This window comes from Pandoraea apista, assembly GCF_001465595.2.
Taxonomy (GTDB): domain Bacteria; phylum Pseudomonadota; class Gammaproteobacteria; order Burkholderiales; family Burkholderiaceae; genus Pandoraea; species Pandoraea apista.
The window spans coordinates 379,887-396,599 of the sequence record NZ_CP013481.2 but is presented as its reverse complement, the minus strand read 5'-3'; the positions used below and the strand labels follow the sequence as shown (position 1 = coordinate 396,599).

14 protein-coding genes and 1 pseudogene are annotated in these 16,713 nt (G+C 62.1%); 6 read left to right on the top strand and 9 right to left on the bottom strand.

The genetic code is table 11. The features are described from left to right. Positions 1–137: 137 nt before the first annotated feature. The 3 genes from AT395_RS01810 to AT395_RS01800 all read left to right on the top strand — a co-directional run bounded on the left by AT395_RS01810 (position 138) and on the right by AT395_RS01800 (position 2,649). A complete protein-coding gene (locus tag AT395_RS01810; RefSeq protein WP_042113394.1) occupies positions 138–986 on the top strand; it encodes an OmpW/AlkL family protein in 849 nt (282 codons plus the stop codon). 266 nt (positions 987–1,252) lie between these two features. Then, positions 1,253–2,002: an OmpW/AlkL family protein gene (locus tag AT395_RS01805; protein WP_042113396.1), complete on the top strand. Its 750-nt coding sequence runs from the start codon at positions 1,253–1,255 to the stop codon at positions 2,000–2,002. A 269-nt stretch (positions 2,003–2,271) separates the two neighbouring features. Then, positions 2,272–2,649 (top strand): ElaB/YgaM/YqjD family protein, encoded by a 378-nt coding sequence (locus tag AT395_RS01800; protein ID WP_048628214.1) that lies wholly within the window; start codon positions 2,272–2,274, stop codon positions 2,647–2,649. A gap of 102 nt (positions 2,650–2,751) precedes the next feature. On the opposite strand, the gene AT395_RS01795 is transcribed toward AT395_RS01800, so the two are convergent. The 6 genes and pseudogenes from AT395_RS01795 to pilM form a co-directional block, all read right to left on the bottom strand. Further along, a complete protein-coding gene (locus tag AT395_RS01795; RefSeq protein ID WP_048628215.1) occupies positions 2,752–3,888 on the bottom strand; it encodes a deoxyguanosinetriphosphate triphosphohydrolase in 1,137 nt (378 codons plus the stop codon). A gap of 16 nt (positions 3,889–3,904) precedes the next feature. Continuing rightward, positions 3,905–4,981, bottom strand: coding sequence for a 3-dehydroquinate synthase (gene aroB / locus AT395_RS01790; protein ID WP_042117505.1), 1,077 nt, complete (start codon positions 4,979–4,981; stop codon positions 3,905–3,907). A gap of 248 nt (positions 4,982–5,229) precedes the next feature. Beyond that, positions 5,230–5,748: pseudogene (locus AT395_RS01785) on the bottom strand (shikimate kinase); the annotation flags it as partial. Then, positions 5,654–8,446 carry a type IV pilus secretin PilQ gene (gene pilQ, locus AT395_RS01780; protein ID WP_048628216.1) on the bottom strand — a complete coding sequence of 931 codons (2,793 nt, stop codon included), beginning with the start codon at positions 8,444–8,446 and terminating at the stop codon, positions 5,654–5,656. The gene pilQ and the pseudogene AT395_RS01785, both read right to left, overlap by 95 nt. After that, on the bottom strand, positions 8,436–9,104 hold the full coding sequence (locus AT395_RS01775) for a PilN domain-containing protein (protein ID WP_125347731.1): 669 nt from the start codon (positions 9,102–9,104) through the stop codon (positions 8,436–8,438). The genes pilQ and AT395_RS01775 overlap by 11 nt, the downstream gene beginning before the upstream one ends. Continuing rightward, positions 9,095–10,144 carry a type IV pilus biogenesis protein PilM gene (gene pilM / locus AT395_RS01770; RefSeq protein ID WP_048628218.1) on the bottom strand — a complete coding sequence of 350 codons (1,050 nt, stop codon included), beginning with the start codon at positions 10,142–10,144 and terminating at the stop codon, positions 9,095–9,097. The genes AT395_RS01775 and pilM overlap by 10 nt, the downstream gene beginning before the upstream one ends. A 244-nt stretch (positions 10,145–10,388) precedes the next feature. Between pilM and AT395_RS01765 the strand changes: the two genes are divergently transcribed. Beyond that, positions 10,389–12,836 (top strand): penicillin-binding protein 1A, encoded by a 2,448-nt coding sequence (locus tag AT395_RS01765; protein WP_042113402.1) that lies wholly within the window; start codon positions 10,389–10,391, stop codon positions 12,834–12,836. A gap of 97 nt (positions 12,837–12,933) precedes the next feature. Here the strand turns inward: AT395_RS01765 and cyaY are convergent, their stop codons facing one another. After that, positions 12,934–13,254 (bottom strand): iron donor protein CyaY, encoded by a 321-nt coding sequence (gene cyaY, locus AT395_RS01760; protein WP_042113403.1) that lies wholly within the window; start codon positions 13,252–13,254, stop codon positions 12,934–12,936. Between cyaY and lptM the strand changes: the two genes are divergently transcribed. After that, a complete protein-coding gene (lptM, locus tag AT395_RS26330) occupies positions 13,253–13,540 on the top strand; it encodes an LPS translocon maturation chaperone LptM (RefSeq protein ID WP_376738474.1) in 288 nt (95 codons plus the stop codon). The genes cyaY and lptM overlap by 2 nt on opposite strands. A 63-nt stretch (positions 13,541–13,603) precedes the next feature. Beyond that, positions 13,604–14,872 (top strand): diaminopimelate decarboxylase, encoded by a 1,269-nt coding sequence (lysA, locus tag AT395_RS01750; RefSeq protein WP_048628219.1) that lies wholly within the window; start codon positions 13,604–13,606, stop codon positions 14,870–14,872. On the opposite strand, the gene AT395_RS01745 is transcribed toward lysA, so the two are convergent. Beyond that, positions 14,800–15,603, bottom strand: coding sequence for a protein-methionine-sulfoxide reductase heme-binding subunit MsrQ (locus AT395_RS01745; protein ID WP_048628220.1), 804 nt, complete (start codon positions 15,601–15,603; stop codon positions 14,800–14,802). The genes lysA and AT395_RS01745 overlap by 73 nt on opposite strands. A gap of 11 nt (positions 15,604–15,614) precedes the next feature. Next, positions 15,615–16,613, bottom strand: coding sequence for a protein-methionine-sulfoxide reductase catalytic subunit MsrP (gene msrP, locus AT395_RS01740; protein WP_042117507.1), 999 nt, complete (start codon positions 16,611–16,613; stop codon positions 15,615–15,617). Positions 16,614–16,713 lie beyond the last annotated feature (100 nt).

The window sequence follows — 16,713 nt, the reverse complement described above, 5'->3', positions numbered from 1 at the left end:
AAAAACCTCTTTAAATACTGATATCTAGCCAAACCCCATTGATTCGTACAAAAGCTCTAGATCCGGCAATTGCGCCGCGAAATCCCAAGCGCATAATGCATCGAAAAATAAATAAATAATCTTGGGAGGATAGACAAATGACAACTCGGACCTATTGGTCCGCGGCGCGTTTTTGCGCGCTCGGACTCGGCGTTTCCCTGGCGTCCACCTGCGCCATTGCACAACAAGCCGGCGACAACGTCGTCAACCTCGGGTGGTTTCACATCGCCCCGCAAGACTCCAGCAAGCCGATGACCACCAGCGTCACTCAGGAGGGTCTCACGCCTGCCCTGGTGCCGTCGAACTTCACTTCCCCGGGCAGCGGCGCGAAGGTCAGCAACGCCGACACGCTCGGGCTTGTCATTACTCACTTCTTCACCGACAACATTGCCTTGCAGTCGGTGGCTGGCGTTCCCGCCAAATTCAAGCTCACGGGTCAGGGCGTGATCGCGCCGCCGGGCATTGCCGGCGCGCTCACGAGTATCGACCTCGGCGCTGCGCAAAACAACCCGATTGTGCAAAGCGTTCGCCAATGGAGCCCAGCCCTCGTGCTGCAGTATTACTTCGGTCAGGCCAATTCGACGTGGCGCCCATTTCTGGGTGTCGGCGTGAGCTATACGTTCTTTACCAACGTCAATCTCAATCCGAATTTCGAAGCGGCGTTGAATCAGAATTTCGGCAGCGTGCTCGCTTTTACTTCGGGGCATAACGGCCCGACGAGCGTGGAAGCGAAATCGTCGGCGTCGTGGCAACCGGTATTTAACGCCGGCTTCTCCTACGCCTTCGACAAGCACTGGGTCGCGAGCGCCTCAGTCTCCTACCTGCCACTCAAGACTACCGCGAACATCAAGATCAAGGCGCAGGACGGCACGGTGCTCTCGTCCTCCGACGCCGACATCAAGCTGAATCCGATTGTGACCTTCGTATCGCTCGGCTACAAGTTCTAACCTCAGTGTGCGGGACGCATAATGCGTCCGGCATATCGGACTCCGCAGTGAATTCCTAAAGCGTGCCTGACGTATAAAGGCACGCTTTTCTTTCGTCCAGCCCTTTTTTCTAAGGGCATTCCATGAGTCGATGCGCAGAAACAACACCTTTAGAGCGCGGCCTCCAGACTCTTGCTATCCGACGTTTTGCACGGTCGGCATAATGGCCCTGAATTTCATTTAACGAAATTCTCGACAATAAAGAATCTTGAGCAGGAGACGAATCGATGAAGTTGAAGCATTTGACGATTGCTGCCGCAGCCATGCTGACGGCATCGGGGGCCGCCTTCGCGCAGCAAGCTGGCGATAACGTTATCAACCTTGGCTGGTTCCACCTCTCGCCCCAGGTTTCGAGCGATCCGCTGCGGGTGACGGGTTCGAACGTGCCCGGCCTGGCCAATGCATTGAATAGCCAATTGGGCAATACCGGCGCACAGGTGGACGACGCAGACACGGTAGGCATCACGTTTGCCCACTTCTTCACCGACAACATCGCAGTGGAAGCCGTGCTCGGCGTTCCGCCGAAGTTCCGTCTGTACGGTCAGGGCAAGCTCGCGCTGCCGGGTGGCGGTTCGCTGGCCTCGGCAAAACAGTGGAGCCCCGCGCTGTTGCTGAAGTACTACTTCGGCCAGGCGAACGACACGTGGCGTCCGTTCCTGGGCATCGGTGCAAGCTACTTCTTCTACTCGAACATCGAGCTCACACCGGGCTTCCAGTCGCTGGCCAGCAATGCGCTGACCCTCGGCCCCGGCGGTAACACCACGGCAAGCCTGACTAACTCGTGGGCCCCGGTCTTCAACGCCGGTATCAACTACAACATGGACAAGCATTGGACGCTGGCTTTCTCCGTGTCGTACATCCCGGTCAGCACGACGGCCAAGCTGACCACGACTCGCGGTCCTATCACCACGACCAGCGAAGCCAAGGTCAGGCTGAATCCGGTGGTGACGTTCCTGTCGCTGGGTTATCGCTTCTAAACAGCCTTGACGCGTTGAAAGACGCGCCGAGCTGCTCCGAAAACGCCGCTTCATGCGGCGTTTTCTCATTTTCGAGGGCAATGTAGGCGCCTTCTCACACGATCTTCAGCGAACACGCCGCAACTTTCTTTCTTCTTCCCCGGTCTGTAAAGGTGTACGCACGCGAACTGCCGCGCCATAATGGCCGTTCGCCTCAGGGTTCCACCGGCGTCGGCCCATCCGGGTCCATCGAACGCCGCGTTTCAATACCACCTCTTGGGAGTCTGAAAATGGGAATTGCCTCGAAAGCGGAAACGGCACTCAACAGCGGTCTGGAAGATGCGCGCTATGCCGGCAGGCGTACGGCTCGCGCAGCGCGATTGGCGAGCAGCGACGTATCGTCGCGTGTTCGCGACCTTCTGGACGATCTGGACCACGCGCTGTCCAACGCGAAGTCAGCCTCCGACGTCGAAGCGCTGCGCGCCGAAATCGGCGACAAGTTGCGTCAGGCCCGTAGCGACTTCGGCGATGCTCGCGCCAATCTGCGACTCCGTGCCAATGAAGTCTGGGAAGAAGCCGACGGCTATGTGCACGAACGGCCGTGGCAGACCGTGGGTACCGTGGCCGCCGTGGCACTGGTACTCGGGTTTATCGCGGGTCGCAGCTAATTCTCCCCTGCCGACGAAAGGCGGCCCTCCGCCCTCGTCGTAGCTACCAACATTAAAACAGCCGGCTAACGCCGGCTGTTTCGTTTGGTTCCCGTCTGCGCATCAGAGCGTCGGCTCAATCGTGAAAAGCCTTCGGTATTCCTTGATGGCATAGCGATCCGTCATCCCGGCCACGTAGTGTGCAATCCAACGGGGCTGATCCTCGACGTTCTCGGTATGGTAATTCGGTGGCAGCAGCCGTGGATCGGCGAGGAATGCGTCGAACAATTCCTGAACGATGCGCTGCGCTTTCGCGGACATTCGCATCACGAGGTAATGCCGATACAGATTGTCGAACAAGAACCGCTTGAGTTGTCCGGCCTGCTCGCGCATCTCACTGCTGAAGGCCACCAGCGGTCCCGCGCCTCGCACGTCGTCGATTGAGGACGGGGAAGCGTCTGCTACACGCTGGCGTGTGGTCGTGATCAGGTCGACGATGAGCGCGTTGATGATCCGTCGCGTCGTTTCGTGCACCAACCGCCGGCCAGCGATCTCCGGCCATGCCGCCCGTGCTTCGGTGCAATAACGCTTCCAGAGCGGCACGTCGTCGAGCTGATCGAGCGATAGCAGGCCTGAGCGCACGCCATCGTCAATATCATGGTTGTTGTAGGCGATCTCGTCGGCCAGATTGGCAATCTGCGCTTCAATGCCAGGCTGCCGCCCCTTGAGAAACCGCTCACCAAGCTCGCCGAGCCCTCGTGCATTGGCGCGGGAGCAATGTTTGAGTATGCCTTCCCGTGTCTCGAAGCAGAGGTTCAGACCGTTGAACCCGCCGTAATGCTCCTCGAGTTCATCAACGACAATCAGGCTTTGCAGATTGTGCTCGAATCCGCCGTAATCCTGCATGCACGCGTTGAGCGCGTCTTGCCCTGCGTGACCAAAGGGGGTGTGCCCCAGGTCATGCGCCAACGCAATTGCCTCGACAAGGTCTTCGTTGACGCGCAGATTCCTTGCGATCGAACGGCCGATCTGCGCGACTTCCAGACTGTGTGTCAGGCGCGTGCGGAACAGATCGCCTTCGTGATTCACGAAAACTTGCGTCTTGTATTCGAGCCGCCGAAATGCGGTCGAATGAATGATACGGTCGCGGTCGCGCTGGAATTCCGTGCGCGTCGTTGGCGCCGGTTCCGCGAACCGCCGCCCGCGTGACGCGTTGGAGCGCGCCGCGTAAGGGGCAAGCGACGCTTCATAATCGATCATCGCCAGCCCTCCGTCCTCAGATGTTGGCGCGCAACGTGGCGCGAAGCTCTGCGTCGGGAACGCTCGTCATGAACGCTTGGCCCAGCCGGTTGAGCAGCACGAAGCGGATGTCGCCGCCTTCCGCCTTCTTGTCGACTCGCATCAGATCGATGTAGCGATCCTCTCCGAGGTCCGGCGCTTTCACCGGCAATTTGGCCGCCGTGACCAATGCCTTGATCCGCGGCACTAGTGCTTCGTCGATGAAGCCCAATCGCGCCGACAGATCGGCAGCCATTACCATGCCGCACCCCACAGCCTCACCGTGCAACCATTCGCCATACCCGAGTCCGGCCTCAATGGCATGACCGAACGTATGCCCGAAGTTCAACGTGGCGCGCAACCCCTGCTCGCGTTCGTCGCTGGCGACGACTTGCGCCTTGATCTCGCAGGAACGCTGCACCCCGTAGGAGAGCGCCGCCGTATCGCGGGCGTTCAACGCGCCGATATTGGCTTCGATCCAGTCGAAGTACTTTTCATCGGCAATCGCGCCGTGCTTGATGACTTCCGCCAATCCTGCCGCCAACTCACGCTCGGGTAGCGTGGACAACGTGCCGATGTCGGCGAGTACCGCGCTCGGCTGCCAAAACGCCCCGATCATGTTTTTGCCGAGCGGGTGATTAATCCCCGTCTTGCCGCCAACCGATGAATCGACCTGCGCGAGCAACGTCGTCGGTACTTGCACGAAGGGGACACCCCGCATGTAGCAAGCTGCGGCAAACCCGGTCATGTCGCCGACGACACCACCACCCAGTGCAATCAGTGTGGCCTTGCGGTCCGCCTGGGCCCCGAGCAGTTCGTCGAAGATCAGATTGAGCGTCTGCCAGTTCTTGTGTGCCTCGCCATCGGGCAGCACCGCAGTCACCACTCGCTTGCCGAGGCGTTGCAACGTTGCGGCGACACGCTCCGCGTAGAGCGGCGCGACAGTCGTGTTCGTTACGATCACAGCGTGCGTACCGCGCACATGCGGCGCAAACAGCGCTTCCTGCGTGAGCAGGTCCGTGCCGATGTGAATGGGATAGGCGCGCTCGCCAAGGTCGAGTTTGAGGGTAATCATGCCGCTTGTTGTCATATTCAGCGATATCGGCGGAATCAGCGAGGAAGGGTATCGGATGCCGGCGACGGGGGTATTGCCTGCAATGCGTCATCGCGTCCGGCGGGAGGCGTCACCGTGCCGGCATCGCCGGTCGGTGCAGCCACCTCATGCGCAACATCCGGCGCAACGTCGGCCGCCGCCTCGGAAGTCCTTGCCGGCCCACCGTCAGAAACTTCCAGCCCTTCGTGCGGCGCCCCGGGATTACTGGGAACGATCCCTGCCATCTCGAGTTGCATCAGCACCATGTTGACGAGCGCATTGACGCTCGGCCTGCCGGTTTCGATAACGAAGGTTGCGCACTCGCGATAGAGGGCATCGCGCTCCTGAAACAACTGTTCGAGACGCGCGCGCGGGTCTGCCGTTTGCAACAACGGACGATTTTTGTCGCGCCGTGTGCGCAGCCAGAGGTCATGCGGATTGGCACGAAGATAGACGACGGTGCCTCGCGACTTGATGTTCTCGCGATTCTCTGCGCGCAGCACCGCGCCTCCGCCAGTCGCGAGTACGATGCCGCGTCGTTGTGTGAGTTCGTCGATGGTCTGGGCTTCGCGCTGACGGAAACCGTCCTCGCCTTCATGTTCGAAGATGACCGGAATGCGCACGCCCGTGCGCGCCTCGATCTCATGGTCGGAGTCATAGAACTGCCGTCCGAGACGTCGTGCCACTGCGCGTCCAACCGTGGTCTTGCCCGCCCCCATCAGTCCGACAAGTATTACGTTTTCCAGCATAAATCGCTGATATTTGGATTCCAATCCCTGATGATACCGGGATATGCGTCGGGCGTGCGGAACGCGTCGCCTCAGGGAACACCCCGGTGAGCCGCGGATGACCAGCCGGCAGGTCAGTTTGCGACGGCTCTGGGCGCGCCTCCGACGCCGTTAGAGGCGCGGGCGGGAGACCGTGCTGTCGGGGGAAATCCGCGGTTGAGTCCCGTGCCGGCACCGTTCCCCGTTCGTCGGCCTGCTCGTCGGCCCATTTATGCCCCCGTTTGTACTCCCGTTTGTGCTCCCGTTTATCGCCCCATACACGCGCGCTGCCGCGACGGCTCGGGGAGCCGACTGCCTCACCCGCGGCGGGGGGCAACGCTCCCACCGGATCGATGCTCTCTTCCCCGTGCCCCCCCTCAGGCACCACACTGGGCGTAAGAAACACCAGCAATTCGGTACGACGATCATTGTTGGCGCGATTACGGAACAACGCTCCCAGCAGAGGCACATCGCCTAACCATGGCACGCTGGCGCGACTGTCGCGGCGCTCTTCCTGATAGATCCCGCCGATAGCCACCGTGCCGCCGTTCTCGACCTGCACCTGTGTTTTGACGTGCCGGGTGTCCACCGCAAATCCGTCCGCCACGGCTTGCCCGACGCTGTCCTTACGTACGTCGACGTCTAATATCACCTGACCGTCAGGCGTGATCAGCGGCGTCACTTCGAGCCTCAGCGTGGCCTTCCGAAACTGGACGGACGTTACACTGCGACGGCCACTTCGAGTCTGGTAGGGCAACTCGGTACCTTGCTCGATGACGGCCTGGATCTTATCCGCCGTGACCACACGGGGGCGGGAGACGACGCGCCCACGCCCGGTCGTCTCAAGTGCCGACAACTCCAATTGCAGAAAGCGCGTTGCCGACCGGCCGAATAGCGTGATGGCCAGACTCGGCGGCGTGACACCTGCCAGCGCCGCCGCCGGCAGGCCGACATCGAGCGCATTGCCTACTGACCTCCCATCGCCCGAGCCCGTCTCAGCGTTGGTGGACGAATTGCCCGCTACGGTTTGAGCGGCACGCTTCTGTCCAGCCTCTCCTCGCCCATCGTATCCCGCCAAACGAACGCCCAACGACTCGCTGAACCGATCGTCGGCCTCGACGATGCGCGCTTCGATCAGTACCTGCCGGACAGGCACGTCGATCCGCGCAATAAACGACGCCAGCGTATCGAGCTTTTCCGGCAGGTCGGTCACGAAGAGCTGGTTCGTACGCGGGTCGGCAATCAGACTGCCGCGTGAGGACAACAGCCGCTGCCCCTTGCTGTCTTTCTCGCCCATGATGATCTCCCGCAATGCTAGCGCACGCGGGTAGTTCAGCGTGAAACGCCGGCTTGCCAGCGGCAACAGTGCCGCACGCTTCGCGGCGGCCTCGAGTTGCGTCTGCTCGTCGGCCAGGAGGTCGGCACGCGGCGCGATCCAGTCGACCCCGTTCAGGGAGTGGACACCCAGTCCGGCACTCCGGATCATGACGTCGAAAGCTGTGGCTGCGGAGACGTTCTGCACCTCCATATCGAGACGCCCCGTAACGCGCTCGCCGATCACGACGCTCCGCCCGATCAGGCGCGCGAACGTCCGCAGTGCATCGACCACCTCGACACCATGAAGCGTGACGTCGACGGATGCCTCCTCAACATCTCCGCTCACCATCCCGCGCCGTGACAGCCCTTCGCTCCATGTCGCCGACAACCCGGTCGTTGCCATCCGGTGCAACGTGACGCGGCGCGATCCCGAGCGCATCGAACCGATAGGGTTCTCGTCCCCGATCGATGACGATGCGCCAGACGGCGCCATCGTTACGGCGCTCTGACCCGATTGGCGCGTGAGCGGCGTCAGAAATACATTGATTGTGTCCTTGGGCATTTGCCAGCGAGCCACCGGCGAAGGTAGCGATGGCAGGGGGTTCCCAGGGAAAACACCGGATAGTTCTGCCGGCTGCCGCCATAGGTAAGCGGCAACGGTGACCGCAAGTCCGGCGTCGCCATCCGCGCCAGCCGCGCTATCCGCCGATCCCATACCTGGCCCCTCGAGCGACAGATGTTCGATGGCCACATGACGCGGCAAATTGTCGATTTCAGCGAGCCAGCCGAGTGCACTCGCGACGGGCCCCCTCACTCGTATTTCCGCACGCTCGATCTCAATCTCGCCTGCCGATGCCGATGGCCCCGCTCGCGCCCTCTCCAGCGTCAGGCCCGCTTGAGCGGCGAGGCGCTCAAGATCCGCACGCCACGCCGCATCCACGTCATTCGCCGACCCCGGCAGCGATGCTTCATTCCGGTTCGCGTCGGGAATGCCGCCGACGTCACTTTTCGCGGCGCGCGGCAACAAGCGCGCCCAGGCCATCGACTCGGCCTCTGCCTCCTGAAGCGCTGTCATGGCAACAGGCAATCGACGTGCAGCGTCGTTGGCTCGCGCCAGCGCCCTCTGTTCGACACCCAGATCCTTCTGCAAGGTCGCACGCGTCGGCAAGCCCACCAGCCACCAGACGGACCATGCCATTGCCAGCCCCATGAGCCACGCCAGTACGGCCAGCGTCCACCTTACCGGCCGCGCCCATTCGACCGGAGACACCGACATCCATGCCGCCCATCGCACACGCCAGCGGGTCACCACGTCGTGAAGAACATCTCGCACGTCGTCCGGCGGAGGGCGTTCACCGTACATCGGACACCTCCTCGCTCACGGCACCGCCGTCTGCGCCGATCACGAGCGCGACCGGGTTGGTGTCAACCTTCAGTTCGATACGTAACGTGAATCGACGGATATTTGGCACCAGTGCCTGCGCTGCGACGCTCACCCATTGGCGTCTGACGCTCTCCGGCACGACACTCGATTCGACTTCCGCCACTTTGCGCACCCACGGTAGGGCTCTCAAGCGCTTCTGGGTTTCCCGAACCCGCGATTGTGTTGTGGCATAGCCGGCTATACGAAGTTGACCGTCGCCCGACTTCACCGCAGTCAGCCTCACACCGTCGGCACAGGCGCGCATAACGTCCAGCAACTGGGCGGCGACCGGTTGCCGCCGTTCGATCAATGCCACGGTGGCCCGGCGATGAGCATCCATGACGGCGAGCTTGCGCCCCGTGACATCGAACGCCGCCAGCGTTCCGCTCAACTTTTCGCTTGCCGCACGTAACGCCGCCAATTGCGACTGTGCCTCACGACGCAATTGAATGTCCCGGGCAATCGGCGCGAGCGCCGCCAGCGCCCCAAATGCCGCCACACACGCCCATAGGCGCCATTGCCGCCGGAATTCGCGCTGCCGTAGCTGAGCTAGCGTGGGGAGGAAATCGAGCGGAGGAATCGTCGCGCTCACTCGCATGCCACCCCCTGCATCGACATGGCACGCAGTGCCAGCCCGCAAGGCGCGGCAAGCGATGTGCGCTGCGCGAACGTTTGTCGTCTCGGGCCAGCCGGCCCGGGTGTCTCAAACCGCCGCAAGGGATCGAAGGGGCGCACCGGCATGCGGCACGCCACACTCACCGCGTCGCAGATTGCTACGAGTCCGCCGGAGCTTGCACCTTGTGCAGCCACGTACATGACACGTGGAGCGACCGACAGTTTCGTCACCAATTCCCGCACAACACTTGCCAACGCCTCGGGATGGCCGCCGACACCGTCAAATCGTTCCCGTGCATCGGCAACACAGGTGTCCGCATCGAATACCGACAAATCGAGATCGCGGGTGTCTACCTGCAACAGCGCCATAGGCGCGCCACTTCGCTCAGCCCCTGCGGTATCGTCGTCTTCTGGCCAGGCCCATCGGAAAGCTCTTCGCCCAGCCTCGTGTGCCGAGTCGATCGCATGCACCCGAAGCCCCGCCATTTCGAGCACAGCGACGCGGTCATCCACCAGGGCTGCCTCACAGGCATACAACCGCAGCCGATGCTCTCCCGGGTCGGCCCACGTGACGCCTACGCGATTGCGCAAGTCGAGGTCGCCATCCCCAGGCAGCAGCAAGGCGGCACGCCGCTCGCACCAGGCACGCAACGCACGCGACGGAAGATTCGCCGGGTGCTCGACGACCTGCGTTTTGAGCCCATGTGCGGGAAGGGCAAGCACGATGGTGTCGCCACGCAGATCCTGTCCGTCGATACCGATTCGCTCCAGCAACTCTTCAAGACGACGGGCTACCGCCTCGGGCTTGGCGATCAATGCGCCGCGCACCATGTCATCTTCCAGAACGGCCGACCCGTAGCCTGCCAAGCGCAGCCGTGCAAGCCCGGCCACACGCGTCAGGCGAACGAAATGCAGTCCGCCAGCGTCAAAATGTATACCGCAACCACCCCCTCCGGCGCGTGGCATTACCGCCGTCAATTGGTTGCCCATGTGGCGCACGCCGCGCAGAACCGCTTCGATCATGACTTCCTCCCGTCTTTCTCCTTGTCGATGTGATCGATGCTATCGAGCGCAATGCGGCAGCCCAATCGGACCAGTCCGAATCCATGCGGTGATGAGGTGAGCAAGATGCGTTTTAGGAATTCATGCCACTTTTTAGTCGTCCGATTCCGAGATTCCATAGGCCTGAACTCCGATTTCGGGGGGCTGCGGAGGGAGGTTGCGGGTCGTTCGTTATAATCGGCCCATCGATTTTTCCGGTTCCCCCATGGCAAGCACACCCCAAACCGAGACACCCCGCGACAAGCGCCCGCCCAAACCGCGCCGCTCCATCTGGCTGCGCATCGCTCTTTGGTTCGCCGGCCTGATCGCCGCGATGGTCGTATGTGGCGCGTTGCTCGCGGGGTACATCCTGGTGGTGATGACACCGCAGTTGCCGTCGCTCGACACGATCGTCGACTACCGGCCCAAGATCCCCCTGCGTATCTACACTGCCGACGAAATTCAGATTGGCGAATTCGGTGAGGAGCGCCGGAATCTGGTGCGCTTTGCCGATATTCCCGATGTGATGAAGAAGGCGGTGATCGCGATCGAAGACGATCGCTTCTATCAGCATGGAGGGGTCGACTTCATCGGTATTTTCCGTGCAGGCCTGGCCAACTTCACGCGTGGCGGGTCATCGCAGGGCGCCAGTACGATCACGATGCAGGTGGCGCGAAACTTCTTTCTGTCCAGCGAAAAGACCTATACCCGCAAGATTTACGAAGCACTGCTCGCCTACAAGATCGAGTCGCGCCTCACGAAGGATCAGATTCTCGAGCTGTACATGAATCAGATCTACCTTGGAGAACGCGCCTACGGTTTCGCCAGCGCGGCGCGCGTTTATTTCGGCAAGGATCTGAAGGACATCACGCTCGCCGAAGCTGCCATGCTTGCCGGGCTGCCGAAGGCGCCGTCGGCGTATAACCCGATCGTCAATTACAAGCGCGCTCGCGTGCGTCAGGAATACATCCTCAAGCGGATGTACGACCTCGGGTATGTCTCGAAGGCCGAATACGATCAGGCCGTCTCGCAAGAACTGGTGGTGCGCGGGCTGGGCAGCGAGTTCAGCGTCCACGCCGGATACGTGGCGGAAATGGTTCGCCAGTTGCTCTACGCTCAGTTCAAAGACGAGATCTACACGCGCGGTTTCAACGTCTATACGACGATCAATTCGGCCGACCAGGAAGCCGCCTACGAGGCGTTGCGCGCCGGGGTCATGGCCTACGAGTTGCGTCATGGCTATCGCGGCCCGGAGGCGAATATCGATTTGCCGGACGATCAGGACGAGCGCGAACAATTGATCGACGATACGCTGGTCGAACATCCGGACAGTGGCGATATGGTTGCCGCCGTGGTGCTTTCCGCGTCGCCGCAGCAGGTCAAGGCCGTGCTCCTGAACGGCGACGACGTGACCGTGACCGGCGACGGCCTGCGCTTTGCCGCCGCCGGCCTGAACGCCAAAGCCCAGCCGAAACAGAAGATTCGCCGCGGCTCGGTGATTCGTGTGACGAAGGACGCGAAGGAAAACTGGCGGATCGTGCAAATGCCGGATATCGAAGCGGCGTTCGTGTCGCTCGACCCGCAGAACGGTGCCATTCGCTCGCTGGTCGGCGGCTTCGACTTCAACCGGAACAAGTTCAACCACGTCACGCAGGCATGGCGTCAGCCGGGCTCAAGTTTCAAGCCGTTCATCTACTCGGCTGCGCTCGAGAAGGGCTTCGCCCCCGCGACCATCATCAATGACGGCCCGCTGTACTTCACCGCCGCGCAGACAGGTGGCCAGCCGTGGGAGCCGAAGAACTACGGCGGCGGCTTCGAAGGGCCGATGCCGATGCGCGTCGCCCTGATGCGCTCCCGTAACCTCGTGTCGATCCGGATTCTGCAAAGCATCACGCCGGGCTATGCCCAGAAGTTCATCGGACGATTCGGCTTCGAGGCCGACAAGCATCCGGCTTATCTGCCGATGGCGCTGGGTGCCGGGATGGTGACGCCGCTGCAAATGGCGAGTGCCTATGCCGTGTTTGCGAACGGTGGCTTCCGCGTGAACCCGTTCATCGTGGCGCGCATTACCGACTCGAAGGGCAACGTCATCATGGAGGAGAAGCCGTCCACGGCCGGCGACGAGACGATCCGGGCTATTCCGGCACGCAACGCGTTCATCATGAATTCGATGTTGCACGACGTCGCGACGCGCGGCACGGCCGCCAAGACCAACGTGCTCAAGCGCAGCGATCTGGCGGGCAAGACGGGGACGACCAACGATTCGCACGACGCCTGGTTCGCCGGCTATCAGTCGCAACTGGTGGGGGTCGCCTGGATCGGCTTCGATCAGCCGCGCAATCTGGGCGATCGCGAAACGGGCGGTGGTCTGGCACTGCCAATCTGGATCGACTACATGTCGAAGGCGCTGCGCGGTGTACCGGAAACGACCCGAACCATGCCGCCGGGCGTCATTCAGGCCAATGGCGATTACTTCTACGACGACTATCCGCCGGGACGCGCCGTGAGCACGGTCGGGTTGAGCGCCGACACTGCGCCCGATGGGTCCGCGGCACCTGGCCCGTCGGTCGGCCCCGTGCCCGGTCAAATGCCGGCGCAACCGAGCGCTGCGCCCGCGCCGGTGGACCGTCAGGAGCGTCAGCGCATTCTGGACATGTTCAATAGCAAGCCCTGACGAAGGGCCGTTCAAGCTCACGGTCCGGCGTGTTCCGGGCCGTCACGAGGCGCCGCAGCCCCTTTCACACCGGGAGCGCGGCGCCTCGATTTTTTTGTCAGCCGGCTTGCAACGTCACCGTCTCGCCCGCCTGCTGCGACGCGAAGCGCGACAACGCTTCAAACAGCTCGGAATCGTCGCGCGTGTCGCGCCACTTGTCGCCCTTGAGGCGATAGTGGAAACCGCCCGAGCGAGCGGCCACCCAGATTTCGCTCATCGGCGTTTGCAGGTTGACGATGATCTTGCTGCCGTCTTCGAATTCGAGCGTCAGGACGTTGCCTGTACGTTCGCAATCGATATCCACGTCGCTGCTCTCGACAGCCGCCTCTACCTGCGCCAGTACTGCCTCGGCGAGCGCCAGGAATTCACTTTCCGTCATGCTAAACTCCACGCTTTGCGTCATCGTTCGCATGCCGCACCACGCGGCGATACCCCCAATGACTGCACCTATTCGAACCTGCGCGATTGTAGCCTCGATTGCCCTTTTCAGCGTGTTGGCCGGATGCGGTCAGGCTGGGCCGCTGTATATGCCTGCCCGTCCCACGAAACCGACGCCGCCTCCGGGTGCGCCGCTGCCACCGCCGCCGCGTGTCCCCGAGCCGCAGCGAGGGCCGTCGGTCGATGTTCCCTCGGCCGCTTCGGTGCCCGCCGCCAAACCGGAGTAAGCGGTTTCTGTCCGGAAGCCCCCGCCTTGCCAGCGTGCCCTAGTTGATTACCGAGTTTTTGCGATGCCCGACGCCATCTTCTCCTACCGCGATAACGTACTCCACGCCGAGAACGTTGCTCTGCCCGCCCTCGCCGAGCGCTTCGGCACGCCGTTGTACGTCTATTCGAAGGCGGCCCTGACGAACGCCTATCAGGCCTACGCGAAAGCCTGCGAGGGCCGCAACGCCGCCGTACACTACGCCGCCAAGGCCAACTCGAACCTCGCCGTGCTCGGCGTGTTCGCCAAGCTCGGTGCGGGTTTCGACATCGTGTCGGCGGGGGAGCTCGCTCGCGTGATCGCGGCAGGTGGCGATCCGAAGCGCGCCGTATTCTCGGGCGTTGGCAAGCACGCCGAGGAAATGCGTTATGCGCTGGAAATGGGCGTTTTCTGCTTTAACGTCGAATCGCGCCCGGAACTCGATCGCCTCAACGAAGTGGCCGGACAAGCCGGCAAGCGCGCTCGGGTTTCACTGCGCGTGAACCCGAATGTCGACGCCAAGACGCACCCGTATATCTCCACGGGCCTGCGCGGCAACAAGTTCGGTGTGGCGTATGAAGAGGCGTTCGACGCCTATCGCGCCGCCGCTGCCATGCCAAACCTCGAAGTCGTTGGCATCGACTGTCATATCGGCTCGCAAATCACGGAGATTTCGCCGTATCTCGACGCGACCGACAAGATCCTCGATCTCGTCGAAAAGCTCGAAACTGCTGGCATTTCGCTGCATCACATCGACGTCGGCGGCGGTCTGGGCATCACCTACACCGACGAGACGCCGCCCGACATCACCGCGTTTGCCACCACGCTGCTCGATCACATCGCCAAGCGCGGTCACGGCCATCGTCAGGTGTTATTCGAGCCGGGTCGCTCGCTCGTGGGTAACGCTGGCGTGCTGCTGACTCGCGTGGAATTCCTCAAGCACGGCGAGACGAAGAATTTCGCTATCGTCGACGCGGCGATGAACGATCTGGCGCGTCCGGCAATGTACGAGGCTTATCACGGGATCGATCCGGTGGTGCGCCGCGCCGACGAAGCCGTGATCTATGACGTGGTGGGCCCCGTGTGCGAAAGCGGCGATTGGCTGGGCCGCGACCGCGCGCTGGCCATTGGTCCGGACGATCTGCTCGCGATCCGCTCGGCAGGTGCCTATGGCTTCACGATGAGTTCCAACTACAACACGCGTCCGCGTGCCGCCGAAGTCATGGTCGACGGCAACGAGGCTTACCTCGTTCGCGAGCGCGAGACGATCGAATCGCTGTTCGCTGGCGAACGACTGCTGCCCGAGAGCATCTGACCTCGCTGCCTGCGAAGCGCCCAGATCAGACGGGCGCAGAGCAAGGCTGCCACGACGATCGCGTAGATCGCCGGCTGGGCAAGATCGTTCTTGCCCGCTTTCATCCACCAGTAGTGCAGAATCGCCAGCACGGCAATCGCATAGATCAGACGATGCAGCCGCTGCCAGCGCTTCCCGCCCATGCGGCGCACGATCGCGCGCGGCGACGTCAGCGCCAGCGCCACCATCAGCACGAACGCCGCGAATCCCACCGTAATGAACGGACGTTTGCCCGACACATCGCGCAGAATGCTTGACCAGTCGAACCACTGATCCAGCCAGAAGTACGTTGTGAAATGCAACGCGCCGTAGAAGCAAGCGAATAGTCCGAGCATGCGGCGAAAGCGCAGCAACCAAGGCTGTCGCGATAGATGACGCACGGGCGTGATCGCGAGCGTGATACAGAGCATCACCAGCGTCCAGGTACCCGTCGAGCGCGTGATGAACTCGACGGGATTGGCGCCCAGCTTATCCGTTAGCCCATAGGTAACGAGCCGCAGCAGAGGCACCATCGCCAACAGGAAGACGGCCACTTTCGCCCAAGGTAGCCAGCGCTGCACATGGGGTGTCGAGCGTCGCCCCGCCCGCGCAGCGGTATCGGTTGCACGCGATGCCCCCGTGGCCGCGGCAGCCCCGGTGGAAGCGGCGGGAACGCCAGGCACGTCGCCCGACTCGGATGGCGTGATCGACACGAGATATCGGCTTAGAAGAATTTACGCAGATCCATGCCCTGATACAGGCCGGCGACCTGCTCCCCATATCCGTTGAAGATCAGCGTCTTGCGCTTGGGCGTGAAGATTCCGCCGTCGCCAATGCGCCGCTCGGTCGCCTGACTCCAGCGCGGATGATCGACGCCCGGATTCACATTCGAATAAAAGCCATACTCATCCGGTGCGGCGCGATTCCAGCTCGTGAGCGGCATTTTCTCGACGAAACGGATCTTCACGATGGATTTTGCACTCTTGAATCCATACTTCCACGGCACGACCATTCGCACAGGCGCCCCATTCTGGTTCGGCAGCACTTCGCCGTACAGCCCGAACGTCAACAGGGAAAGCGGATGCATCGCCTCGTCCATACGCAAGCCTTCTACGTATGGCCAGCTCAGCACGGGATACGACAGTCCCGGCATCTGCTTCGGATCGGCCAGCGTGACGAATTCCACATACTTCGCATTGCCCGTCGGCTGCACCTGCCTGATGAGTTCGGCAAGCGAATAGCCAATCCATGGAATGACCATCGACCAGCCCTCGACACAGCGGTGGCGATAGACCCGTTCCTCCAGCGGGGCGAGCTTGAGCAACGTGTCGATGTCGTAGACCTTTGGCTGCTTCACCTCGCCTTCGATAGCAATTTGCCACGGACGCGGCTTGAGCGTGCCCGCCCGTCGTGCCGGATCGGATTTGTCGGTACCGAATTCGTAGAAGTTGTTATAGGTGGTGACGTCCTGAATGTCGGTCGGCTTGTCGGCGATCACGTAGCGCGTGTTACGCGCAGCCGTCAGTTTTGCCAGTCCCGTGCCGGCGCTATCGGCGGCGAACGCAACACGTTGCGGCAGCACGCCAAGGACCGCGCCGCCCAACCCCGTCAATCCGGCACCGGACGCACGCAAGAAGCGCCGCCGTGACGTGGCGACCTCTCGCGGCGTGATACTGCTCGCCGGAATGTCCTCGCCGCGCAGATGCGATTTACTAGTCTTCATGATGCGTTCCCCTGACCCTGAGCTCTGCCCCTTCGGTACTGCCGCCATCACCGTCGCAATCACGGCCGGCATGCTGACGCGTCTGTCGATTGAGACAGCC